At 39.2% G+C, this 10,992-nt stretch carries 8 protein-coding genes and 8 tRNA genes; 14 read left to right on the top strand and 2 right to left on the bottom strand.

What is annotated here, in order from left to right:
- Nucleotides 1–48: 48 nt before the first annotated feature.
- The 8 genes from K9V48_RS16530 to K9V48_RS16495 all read left to right on the top strand — a co-directional run bounded on the left by K9V48_RS16530 (nucleotide 49) and on the right by K9V48_RS16495 (nucleotide 764).
- Nucleotides 49–124: transfer RNA gene (locus K9V48_RS16530), tRNA-Phe, on the top strand.
- A 34-nt stretch (nucleotides 125–158) separates the two neighbouring features.
- Nucleotides 159–242, top strand: a tRNA-Tyr gene (locus K9V48_RS16525).
- A gap of 10 nt (nucleotides 243–252) precedes the next feature.
- Nucleotides 253–328 (top strand) — tRNA-His (locus K9V48_RS16520).
- Between the two features lie 21 nt (nucleotides 329–349).
- A tRNA-Gln gene (locus K9V48_RS16515) sits at nucleotides 350–424 on the top strand.
- A 7-nt stretch (nucleotides 425–431) separates the two neighbouring features.
- Nucleotides 432–505 (top strand) — tRNA-Cys (locus tag K9V48_RS16510).
- 11 nt (nucleotides 506–516) lie between these two features.
- Nucleotides 517–587: transfer RNA gene (locus K9V48_RS16505), tRNA-Gly, on the top strand.
- A 13-nt stretch (nucleotides 588–600) separates the two neighbouring features.
- A tRNA-Ile gene (locus K9V48_RS16500) sits at nucleotides 601–674 on the top strand.
- A 15-nt stretch (nucleotides 675–689) separates the two neighbouring features.
- A tRNA-Asn gene (locus K9V48_RS16495) sits at nucleotides 690–764 on the top strand.
- A 551-nt stretch (nucleotides 765–1,315) separates the two neighbouring features.
- Here K9V48_RS16495 and K9V48_RS16490 read toward each other — a convergent pair.
- Nucleotides 1,316–2,830 carry an FAD-dependent oxidoreductase gene (locus K9V48_RS16490; RefSeq protein ID WP_224140130.1) on the bottom strand — a complete coding sequence of 505 codons (1,515 nt, stop codon included), beginning with the start codon at nucleotides 2,828–2,830 and terminating at the stop codon, nucleotides 1,316–1,318.
- A 229-nt stretch (nucleotides 2,831–3,059) separates the two neighbouring features.
- Here K9V48_RS16490 and K9V48_RS16485 point away from each other — a divergent pair, with 229 nt between their 5' ends.
- The 5 genes from K9V48_RS16485 (at nucleotide 3,060) to K9V48_RS16465 (ending at nucleotide 6,928) form a co-directional block, all read left to right on the top strand.
- On the top strand, nucleotides 3,060–3,410 hold the full coding sequence (locus tag K9V48_RS16485; RefSeq protein WP_224140127.1) for a lmo0954 family membrane protein: 351 nt from the start codon (nucleotides 3,060–3,062) through the stop codon (nucleotides 3,408–3,410).
- Nucleotides 3,411–3,543: 133 nt separating this feature from the next.
- Nucleotides 3,544–4,191, top strand: a complete 648-nt coding sequence (locus K9V48_RS16480; protein WP_224140126.1) for a PspA/IM30 family protein — start codon at nucleotides 3,544–3,546, stop codon at nucleotides 4,189–4,191.
- A 339-nt stretch (nucleotides 4,192–4,530) separates the two neighbouring features.
- On the top strand, nucleotides 4,531–5,262 hold the full coding sequence (liaF, locus tag K9V48_RS16475) for a cell wall-active antibiotics response protein LiaF (protein ID WP_224140125.1): 732 nt from the start codon (nucleotides 4,531–4,533) through the stop codon (nucleotides 5,260–5,262).
- On the top strand, nucleotides 5,259–6,299 hold the full coding sequence (locus K9V48_RS16470; RefSeq protein WP_224140124.1) for a sensor histidine kinase: 1,041 nt from the start codon (nucleotides 5,259–5,261) through the stop codon (nucleotides 6,297–6,299). The genes liaF and K9V48_RS16470 overlap by 4 nt, the downstream gene beginning before the upstream one ends.
- Nucleotides 6,296–6,928, top strand: a complete 633-nt coding sequence (locus K9V48_RS16465) for a response regulator transcription factor (RefSeq protein ID WP_224140123.1) — start codon at nucleotides 6,296–6,298, stop codon at nucleotides 6,926–6,928. The genes K9V48_RS16470 and K9V48_RS16465 overlap by 4 nt, the downstream gene beginning before the upstream one ends.
- Before the next feature lie 142 nt (nucleotides 6,929–7,070).
- On the opposite strand, the gene K9V48_RS16460 is transcribed toward K9V48_RS16465, so the two are convergent.
- Nucleotides 7,071–8,621, bottom strand: coding sequence for an ABC-F family ATP-binding cassette domain-containing protein (locus K9V48_RS16460; protein WP_224140122.1), 1,551 nt, complete (start codon nucleotides 8,619–8,621; stop codon nucleotides 7,071–7,073).
- A gap of 176 nt (nucleotides 8,622–8,797) precedes the next feature.
- Here K9V48_RS16460 and K9V48_RS16455 point away from each other — a divergent pair, with 176 nt between their 5' ends.
- Nucleotides 8,798–10,975, top strand: coding sequence for a DNA topoisomerase III (locus K9V48_RS16455; protein ID WP_224140121.1), 2,178 nt, complete (start codon nucleotides 8,798–8,800; stop codon nucleotides 10,973–10,975).
- Nucleotides 10,976–10,992: the final 17 nt, after the last annotated feature.

The raw sequence follows: 10,992 nt of genomic DNA, 5'->3' as shown, positions 1-10,992 counted from the left end.
AAGAGCTGACGCAGAGATTCGAAGTTTAGTGGAAGCCATAAACTGTATGGCTCAGTAGCTCAGTTGGTAGAGCAATGGACTGAAAATCCATGTGTCGGCGGTTCGATTCCGTCCTGAGCCACCATTTGAATTTAATTATCTAAAAATTTAAAAAATACGGAGGGGTAGCGAAGTGGCTAAACGCGGCGGACTGTAAATCCGCTCCTTCGGGTTCGGCAGTTCGAATCTGCCCCCCTCCACCATATAGTAATGGCGATTGTGGCGAAGTGGTTAACGCACCTGATTGTGGTTCAGGCATTCGTGGGTTCGATTCCCATCAGTCGCCCCATTTATTTTAAAAATAAATTAATGGGCTATAGCCAAGCGGTAAGGCATCGCACTTTGACTGCGACATGCGTTGGTTCAAATCCAGCTAGCCCAGCCATATTTAAGGCATCATAGCCAAGTGGTAAGGCAGAGGTCTGCAAAACCTTTATCCCCGGTTCAAATCCGGGTGGTGCCTCCAAATCGTTTCACGCGGGTGTAGTTTAGTGGTAAAACCTCAGCCTTCCAAGCTGATGATGAGGGTTCGATTCCCTTCACCCGCTTATAAGTTTTAATGGGCCTATAGCTCAGCTGGTTAGAGCGCACGCCTGATAAGCGTGAGGTCGATGGTTCGAGTCCATTTAGGCCCACTTTTTTAGATTTATTCCGCAGTAGCTCAGTGGTAGAGCTATCGGCTGTTAACCGATCGGTCGTAGGTTCGAGTCCTACCTGCGGAGCCATTTTTATGGAAAATGGTTGAGTGGTTAAAAAAGGTTTTAATCCTCAAAATAGTGTAATTTTAAAAACCCTAGATATATATATATTTGTCCTACTACCAAAGAGCGGTTACTATTAAAGTAATCGCTCTTTTTGTTGTACGAAAGAAAGTAGTGATTTTAAGTAAAGCCTGATTTGAAGCCTTTATCTAGTTTTATGGGCTAATGTAAAAGGGTTTTAAAGTTCCATGCGAAATTAGTTCCTTTATGATTATAGTTACATTAATTTGAAGAACAATATGGTTATGTTTTGTTATCAAAGGAATACAAATGTGCCCGTGAGTCTCGAAAAAGGGCGCTAGAGGTAATGAAAAGCTCCTAAATGTGCCTAAAAGCCGCAAAAAAGGCAATGATCTCGATGGTTGCCGGCGAATCGCAAAAAGGCTACATAGTTGTTACTCTCAAACTGTACCTCATAAAAAATCCCGATTTATTAATAAAATAAATCGGGATTTTCATTTATGACAAAAAACAATCTGCTTTGCATTGTTTCTATTTCCCAAAATTCAAAACAGTTAATTCAAATCCACGCGCTTTAATGACTTCTTTGCAGGTCCTTCAATGACATCACCTTGAACAGAAAACCTCGACCCGTGACATGGGCAATCCCAAGAGCGGTCACCACTATTCCACTCAACTTCACAGCCTAAATGAGTACAGGTTGTATCAACAAGATTAATATTTCCTTCGTGATCTTTATAACAGCCCGCACGTTTTCCGTTGATTACAACAACTGAACCTTCATCATTGCCAATATCGGCAATTCTTTTATCTGCAATATCAATTTTTCCTTCAATTAGGTGACCAGCGACGTTTAAGTTTTGCATCAGGAACTTTTTGATACTTGGATCTGCGTAAAATCTCGCTGGACTATATAATTCTTGATAGGGATTTTCTCTTTCTAGGACAAGATCACTAAGCAATTTAGCTGCAGCTGTTCCGTTTGACATTCCCCATTTTCGATAGCCTGTGGCAACGAGAATATTAGGCTTGTTCGACGTAATTGGCCCAACATAAGGAACCTTGTCTAATGTATAGAGATCCTGTGCAGACCATCGATAGTTGATTTCCTCAATTCCTAAAATATCCTCTCCGAATTTCTCCAGTGCCTTGTAATGCATCGATGTCGAAGTGCCTTCACCCGTTTTATGACCATCACCGCCTATTAATACTAACTTTTCCTCTTTATATGGTGTGGAGCGCAATGAACGAGCAGGAGAATCTGCACTATAATACATACCGCCGGGAAATTGCTGTTTTGTTCGTACACCTAAAACGTAGGATCGCTCGGCATGCAATTTTGTGAAATAAAATCCTTTGCCGTCAAAGAAAGGGAAATGTGAGCAAGCAATGGCATACTTACAAGTAACTCGATATCCCTCGCGTGTAATAATCATTGGTTTTGGCATTGTTTGATCAATATCGATTGCTACCGTTTGTTCGTAGATCTTTCCACCCGAATTCGTTACTTCATTTACGAGCCCCTTTAAGTAATTTACAGGGTGGAATTGACCTTGATTTTTCATAATGACAGCACCCTTAACATCCAAAGGTAAGGGGATACCTTCAGAAAATTCACTATGTACACCTAGTTTTTGATAAGCTTCATACTCCTTCATGATTTTTCGGGCATATTCATCACTAACCGCATACATATAGGCATCTTCTTCAGTTATGTCACATTCGATTTGTAGCTCTTTCGCTGTTTGGCGAATAAAACGAAGTGCATCATCGTTTGCTTCATAATATTGCTTCGCTTTTTCCTCTCCCATATGTTGAATTAATTCATCATAGATTAACCCGTGCTGTGCTGTGATTTTTGCGGTTGTATGCCCTGTTGTACCATTAAGTACACGATCTGCTTCGATTACGGCGACTTTTAATCCTTGTTTTGCTAACAAATATGCGGCTGTGATACCAGTAATTCCACCACCTACAATAGCTGCATCAACTTCAGTATCAATGGATAGGGATGGAAAAGTCGGTAACTCTGCTGACTTTATCCAGAAAGATTCTGGGCTATACGGCATGTTTTCTTGTGGGAGTTTTTCAGTCAATGTACACCCTCCTTCGATAAAATATATATTTCTACATATTTTTACCAATTCTCTAAAAAACATGTATACATCGAGTGAAAATCATTGGGCTCATTCAGCCTACGTCTTAAGCCTTAGATGAAAATAAAGCTAGAGCTCGTTATGAGGAATCTTAAATGTAGGTAAGATAAGGACATAGCAAAACGAAAGGAGGAAACAAGAAATGAAAAAATTTGGTTACTTACTTTTAGGCGGGGTGGCGGTAATCGTCTTACTTTCTAACCTTGCTCCTATGATTGCACTTGGGATCAGTCTACTCATCATGTATTTCGCATATAAGGGTTTCATCAAAACAAATTCGACATTTACTAAAATAATATGGGCGACCATTGGTATTATTGCATTATTTGCATCAGCATCTAACCTGCCAGCTATTTTAGGATTTGTTGCTGTTTATATCTTATATGTTGTCTATAAAAATTGGAACAAACCCAAGGCTGCAAAAATAAAGGAAGATAATGATCCATTCACGAACTTTGAAAAGGAATGGAATGATTTAAAAGGCAACCTATAAGATCCAACTTAATGATACAAGCAAGAAACAACAAAAATGAACCATACAAAACTTAATTTCAGATTAAATAAAAAGTAATAAAAGGAATAAGCGGGTTCCATCCCCTTACCTTAAATATAAAGGAGAGATGAAAATGGCAAACATTTTTACGCGAATCAAGGACTCAATTGCAGCTGATTTACATGAGGCATTAGATCATAAGGAACAAAAAAATCCAATCTCAGTACTGAACCATTATTTAAGACAATGTGAGGCTGAAACGGAAAAGGTGCGTAAGCTAGTCGAACGTCAATATCTATTAAAAGAAGAGTTTAATCGTGAGTATAATGAGGCCCTTCATTTAGCTGAAAAGCGTAAGCATCAAGCTGAAATTGCCTTAAAAGCTGGTGAAACAGATCTTTATGAATTTGCTATAAAAGAGCAGACTCATTATGAGGAACGTGTTGCACGTTTAAATGAATCACGTCAGCAAACAAACCGTCAGCTAGAAGAGCTTGAACAGAAATATGAGGAGATGAAGCATAAGCTTAAAGATATGCACATTAAACGCATGGAGCTGATGGGTAGAGAAAATATGGCTCGCGCTCACCACCGTATGAACAAAGTAGTGGAAAACAACAGCTATTCGACAAAAGCATATTCTCGCTTTGAAGAGATGGAAGGTTATCTTGATCGTTTAGAACACCAAGTGAATACTTCGTACCACCGTAATACAATTGATGGACGAATTGCACAGCTAGAAAAGCAACTGAAAAATGAAGAAACAAAGACGATTTCATAATAAAAAAATGGTATGCTAATAAGGCGTAAGGACATACGCCTTATTTTAGCATCAAATGAAAATAGCTAAGCATGTTTCGAGTCTAAGCTACTTCATAAGACAAGGTGACGATTACCTTCTTTTATGAAGTGTCTTATGTACACGGATAAGAAAAGTATAAATTTTTTGACTTAGTTTTCGTGTCCAGCGCAAGCGTCCAGCCCCTCTTGGGTCTAAGCCACTCTTGAATTGAAGGTAAAAAACACCTTCTATTCAAGAGCGTCTTATTTGCCCGAGGCTGAACAAGGCGCTTGCGCTTTTCTTAACTAGCGCTGTCAATCAGGAAGGAGGAACCTCGTGATGCGTAATATGAAAACTGATTATTTGAATTGGATTGTCTTAGTAGGAATTCTCCTTCTTGTTTTAGAAATCCTGTTTTTTAATGGTGGTTTAATTGTAACCTTTATTTTATCCATTGGTTGTATTTACTTAGGGAAGAAGTGGAGGCCGCGTTTTCTAGGTAAATTATTATATTGGATTGGCTGGTTATGGCTTATTATAACGGTTCTGAACATGATGAGCTTTCGTTACTTTTTATGTGTCGCTCTTCTTTATCTTGTTGTTCAGTTTTTCCAATCGCAAAAGCAGCCTAAGCAGATAAAGCCGATTATTTTGGAACAAAAATCTGAAGCTGACTCTGGAATCCTTTTTAAAAAACAAAAAATCTTTGAAAATAAGTTTTTTACAAGCCAAAAGACACCGGAACATGTGTATGAATGGAATGATGTTAACATTCAGGTGGGTATTGGAAACACAGTGATTGATCTAAGTGATACGGTTTTACCTAAAGGTGAGGCTATTATCTCAATTCGAAGCTTAGTCGGTAATGTTCAAATCCTTGTACCGTATGAGGTGGGGGTTCATATCAATCACTCTGTCATAGCTGGAACAGTGGCTATTTTACAGGAGCAGGAGCAGAGAACTGTTAACGAGACGATTGTTTATGAAACAGCAGATTATGAGCAGGCAGAACAGAAAGTAAAGCTCATCACCTCACTTATCTCTGGTAAACTTGAGGTGAAGCGAGTATGAGCATTATGCAACGGCAGATTCTCATTGGTGCTCTTTTCTCACTTATCGTCTTTGTTTTATTTTCCGTTATGTTTTTTATGGCATTTCCATTAGGAAACTGGAGTTCACTTTGGGAGCAAAAGGTAGCGGATTTACCTTTTATCTACATTGTTCCAAGTATGAGCATTTTAGCAGGTGTCTGTTTTGGTGCATTTTCAGGTTTCTTTTGGAAAAAGCAATTTATGACGATTGAAACCGCGATACGGGAACTTGAAAAAGGACGGTCTCTTCCTTCCAAGCAACAAGTATTACCTGAGATCCATGATATTTGGATCAGAATTGAAAAAGTGCAAAATCAAATGCTAGAGCAAATAAAGCTTTCCCAAAAGCTTGCAAATGAAAAAGCGGAGGACCAGGAGAAAGTGATTCAAGAAATGGTCTCACAGGAAAGAAATCGATTAGCACGTGAGCTTCATGATTCCGTTAGCCAACAGCTATTTGCGGCTTCGATGATGATGTCTGCGATTACAGAGTCTAGGCCAGCAGCAGATGATAGAGAGACGAAGCAGCTGAAGCTAGTAGAGGAAACCATTCATCAATCACAGCTTGAAATGAGGGCGCTGCTTTTGCATTTACGTCCTGTCGCTTTAAAAGGGAAAACACTCCAAGAGGGTGTTCAAGAGCTCTTGATGGAATTACTGCAAAAGGTGACAATGAACATAAAGTGGAAAATCGAGCCGATCCCGTTGGATAAAGGGGTTGAGGATCATTTATTCCGGATTCTTCAAGAATCTGTCTCGAACACACTTCGTCACGCAAAGGCATCAAGCCTTGATGTCTTAATCATTAAGCGAGACAGTTTTGTCATTATGAGAGTGTCTGATGATGGCGTTGGCTTTGAGATGAATGAAGGAAAAACAGGTTCATATGGCTTACAGAATATGCATGAGCGAGCGGTTGAAATTGGTGGAACGTTGAAGATTGTGAGCTTAAAAAATAAGGGAACACGTTTAGAAGTAAAGGTTCCTGTACTTGCAGTAGAGGGTGATGGAGATTGATTAAAGTAGTATTTGTTGATGATCATGAAATGGTACGAATTGGCGTCTCATCGTATTTATCTGCACAGCCAGATATTGAAGTCATTGGTGAAGCGGATGATGGCAAGAAAGGTGTTGAGCTTTGTTTAGACCTCCGCCCAGATGTCATTTTAATGGATTTAGTGATGAAAGAGATGGACGGGATTGAAGCAACAAAGCAAATTATCGAATCATGGCCTGAGGCGAAAATCATTATCGTCACAAGTTTTTTAGACGATGAAAAGGTATATCCTGCCCTCGAGGCGGGTGCTACTAGCTACTTACTAAAAACTTCTAAAGCAAGTGAAATTGCCAATGCTGTCCGTTCTACATATCAAGGACAATCCATTTTAGAGCCCGAAGTAACCGGTAAGATGATGATGAAAATGCGTCAAAAAAATGTAACAAATCCTCATGACCAATTAACAACACGAGAAATGGAAATTCTCATGCTAATGGCGGAAGGAAAATCGAATCAAGAAATTGCGGATGAACTATTTATTGCCTTGAAAACGGCAAAAACGCATGTGAGCAACATCTTAAGCAAGCTCGAGGTGCAGGACCGGACACAAGCTGTCATCTATGCGTTTAAACATTCGCTTGTAAAATGACGATGAGGTAGCTATCATAATAAAAAAAGTAGTAGAACAGAGAATCCATAGTCTTGAAAATAGAAGTTAACAATCTTAATTCAAAAGAAAGTTGAATTAAAAAAAGTAAAACGAGCTTGATTTTCAAGCTCGTTTTACTTTTTTAACTATTCTGCACCCAATCCTCAATATCCCAAACCTTTGTTACCCAATCTTCATAAAAATCAGGCTCATGGCATACCATGACAACTGTTCCTTTGTATGCTTTAATGGCACGTTTTAGCTCTTCCTTTGCTACAACGTCAAGGTGATTTGTTGGTTCGTCAAAGAGTAGCCAGTTGCTTTCGTTCATTTGTAGCTTACATAGGCGCACTTTCGCTTGCTCGCCACCACTTAATTGTGTTAACGGGCGTGAAATATGCTCGTTTTTCAGTCCAGCGCGTGCTAGAAGTGCGCGCACTTGGTGCTGATCAAGATTTGGAAAGGCATTCCAGACATCATCAATCGGTGTGATTGATCCTGCGATTACCTCTTGTTCAAAATAAGATGGGAATAAGAAGTCACCGCGATTTGTCGTTCCACCTAAAGGATCAATTTTTCCAAGAATCGTTTTAAGCAAGGTTGATTTTCCAATTCCGTTTGCGCCAACAATGGCGATTTTTTCTCCGCGTTCAATCGTCATCGTTAATTTAGGTAATAATGGCTCATTGTATCCAATTTCAAGATCCTTTGCTTCAAATACATAGCGGCTACTACTTCTAGATTCTTTAAACTCGAACGTTGGTTTAATCGCTGTTTCAGGACGGTCAATCCTCTCAATACGATCCAACTGCTTTTGACGGCTCTTCGCCCGACCTGTTGTTGAGTAGCGCGCTTTATTTTTGGCAATAAAGTCCTCTTGCTTTTTAATGAATTCTTTTTGCTTTTCGTATGCATGAAGATGTTGATTTTTATTGATCTCAGCAAGCTCTAAGAATTTCTCATAAGTAGCTGTATAACGTGTTAGTTTTGAAAATTCTAATTGGAAAATCACATTAGATACACCGTTCATAAATTCCGTATCATGCGAGATTAAGAGAAATGCATGTGGATAGTCTCTTAAATAAGAACTTAACCAACGAATATGTTCCACGTCCAAGTAGTTTGTCGGCTCATCTAGTAATAGAACATCAGGCTGTTCTAATAGAAGTTTTGCGAGAAGAACCTTCGTACGTTGCCCACCACTTAGTGCGGATACATCACGATCAAGACCAATTGCATCAAGTCCTAACCCTCTAGCCGTTTCTTCCACCTTCATATCAAGTAAATAGAAGCCACCTGCATCTAAACGGTCCTGAATTTCTGCCATTTTATTCAATAATTCTTCAAGCTCTTCAGGCGTGGCAGTTGCCATTTTATCTGTGACAATATTTAATTCCTTCTCTTGCTCAAAAAGCGGAAGAAATGCATCGTTTAAAATATCACGAATTGTTTTGCCTTTCGTTAAAACGGTATGCTGATCAAGATAACCATAACGAACTCCTGGAGTCCATTCAACACGACCTGTGTCGTGAATTAGTTGCCCTGTTATAATATTCATTAAAGTAGATTTCCCTACACCATTAGCGCCAACAAGACCAACGCGTTCTCCTTGTAAAAGGCGGAGAGTGACATCTTTAAATAAAGTGCGATCACCGAAACTGTGACTAAGATTATCGATAGTTAATAGACTCATTGCTTTATTAAACCTCCAAGATTAAACAGTATCTTTGCTCATTCTACTATTGTTTTTTTTATTATGCTACTGGTAATGAATGAAACAAAAATAGTAATGTTCATCTGAATTAGATTTCTATGGCAATTAAACTTATAATAGGTAAATAGTAAAAAGGTTTTTGAAAGGATGTTTATATGAGTAAAACAGTCGTTCTAGCTGAAAAACCATCAGTCGGAAGAGATTTGGCTAGAGTGTTAAATTGTCATAAAAAAGGAAATGGCTTTCTTGAAGGAGACAAATACATTGTGACATGGGCACTAGGTCATCTTGTTACATTAGCTGATCCTGAAGCCTATGGAGATAACTATAAATCATGGCGGTTAGAGGATTTACCAATGCTGCCATCGCCACTTAAGCTTGTTGTCATTAAAAAAACAGGCAAACAATTTCAATCCGTAAAATCACAGCTTTTAAGAAAAGATGTAAGTGACATCGTTATTGCAACAGATGCAGGTCGTGAAGGTGAGCTTGTCGCTCGTTGGATTATTGAAAAGGCGCGCGTGAATAAACCAATCAAGCGGTTATGGATTTCATCTGTGACAGATAAAGCGATCAAAGAAGGTTTTCGCAAACTGAGAAACGGCAAGGAGTATGAAAATCTATATGCATCAGCGGTTGCTAGATCGGAAGCAGACTGGATCGTTGGATTAAATGCGACACGTGCATTAACGACGAAATACAACGCACAACTTTCTTCGGGACGCGTGCAAACACCAACTCTTGCGATGATTGCTCAGCGTGAAGAGGAAATCAAAGGATTCAAGCCGAAAAAATATTATGGAATGAAAGCAACGACCACTAATAGCCTAACGCTTACATGGCAGGATGCTAAAACAAATGATGTAAAAACATTTGCAGAAGAGAAGATTGATCCACTTCTAGCTAAGCTAAAAGGGAAAACAGCAACTGTTGAAGATGTGAAAACAACACCGAAAAAGACGTATTCACCTGCACTGTATGATTTAACAGAGCTACAGCGTGATGCCAATAAACGCTTTGGCTATTCTGCAAAAGAGACGCTCCAGATCATGCAAAAGCTATATGAACAGCACAAAGTATTGACATACCCGCGAACAGATTCAAGATACTTAACAAGTGATATTGTTGAAACAATAAAGGATCGACTCGAAGCATGTAGAACAAAAGAGTACGCCCAAGTTATTGCCAAAATTACAAAGCAACCAATTAAAGCAAACAAGTCATTTGTTGATGACGCGAAGGTTTCCGATCACCATGCCATCATACCAACGGAAGAATCGGTACCACTTAGCGCTTTAAGTGATAAAGAGCGCAAAATTTATGACTTAGTTATCAAGCGCTTTTTAGCCGTACTTTTGCCAGCGCATCAATATGAGCAAACCGTTATAACGGCAAAAATTGAAGATGAACGGTTTACAGCTAAGGGCAAAAGAATCATTGTCCAAGGCTGGAAAGAAGTGTTTAGTGATTATCCAGATGATGATCATGAGGAGGAGCAAAAGCTACCGGCCTTATCAAAGGGTGATTCATTATCAATTGTGTCGTTAACGAAAACAACAGGTGAAACAAAGCCTCCTGCTCGTTTTAATGAAGCGGCTCTTCTGTCAGCGATGGAAAATCCAACGAAATATATGGCTGGAGAAAACAAGGATTTAATTAAAACAATTGGTGAAACTGGTGGGCTTGGAACGGTTGCGACGAGAGCAGATATTATCGAAAAGCTTTATAGCAGTTTTCTAATTGAAAAGAAGGGCAAAGAGATCTTCATTACCACAAAGGGGAAACAGCTATTGCAGCTCGTACCAGCGGATCTGAGATCACCAGTGTTAACAGCAGAATGGGAGCAAAAGCTGACAAAAATCGCGAAAGGTTCCTTATCGAAGCAAGCGTTTATCAATGAAATGAAGCAATACGCCAAAGAAATTGTCAATGAAATAAAAAATAGTAAAGAACGATTCAAGCATGACAACGTGACAGGAAAAAAATGTCCTGAATGTAGCAAGCTCCTTCTTGAGGTGAATGGTAAAAAGGGGAAAATGCTCGTTTGTCAGGATCGTGAATGTGGTTATCGTAAAGGCGTTTCACAAGTAACCAATGCACGCTGCCCAAATTGTCACAAAAAGCTGGAGCTTAGAGGTGAAGGAGAAGGACAAATTTTCGCTTGTAGCTGTGGTCATCGCGAAAAAATGTCTGCTTTCCAAGCAAGAAGGAAGAAGAATCAAAATAGTAAGGTATCAAAACGAGATGTGGATAAGTATATGAAAAAACAAGATGAAGGTTTTGCAAACAATGCATTAGCAGATGCGCTCGCGAAGCTTAATCTGAAAGAATAGTGTAGAGGGGTCACGGA

It is taken from the genome of Metabacillus rhizolycopersici (assembly GCF_020075705.1).
This window is presented reverse-complemented; position numbering and strand designations above follow the sequence as displayed.

Coding starts and splice junctions, on each gene's coding strand:
- K9V48_RS16485 (WP_224140127.1), top strand. CDS start 3,060: ATGAAAAAATTTGGTTACTTACTTTTAGGCGGGGTGGCGGTAATCGTC.
- K9V48_RS16470 (WP_224140124.1), top strand. CDS start 5,259: ATGAGCATTATGCAACGGCAGATTCTCATTGGTGCTCTTTTCTCACTT.
- liaF (WP_224140125.1), top strand. CDS start 4,531: ATGCGTAATATGAAAACTGATTATTTGAATTGGATTGTCTTAGTAGGA.
- K9V48_RS16460 (WP_224140122.1), bottom strand. CDS start 8,621: ATGAGTCTATTAACTATCGATAATCTTAGTCACAGTTTCGGTGATCGC.
- K9V48_RS16490 (WP_224140130.1), bottom strand. CDS start 2,830: ATGCCGTATAGCCCAGAATCTTTCTGGATAAAGTCAGCAGAGTTACCG.
- K9V48_RS16455 (WP_224140121.1), top strand. CDS start 8,798: ATGAGTAAAACAGTCGTTCTAGCTGAAAAACCATCAGTCGGAAGAGAT.
- K9V48_RS16480 (WP_224140126.1), top strand. CDS start 3,544: ATGGCAAACATTTTTACGCGAATCAAGGACTCAATTGCAGCTGATTTA.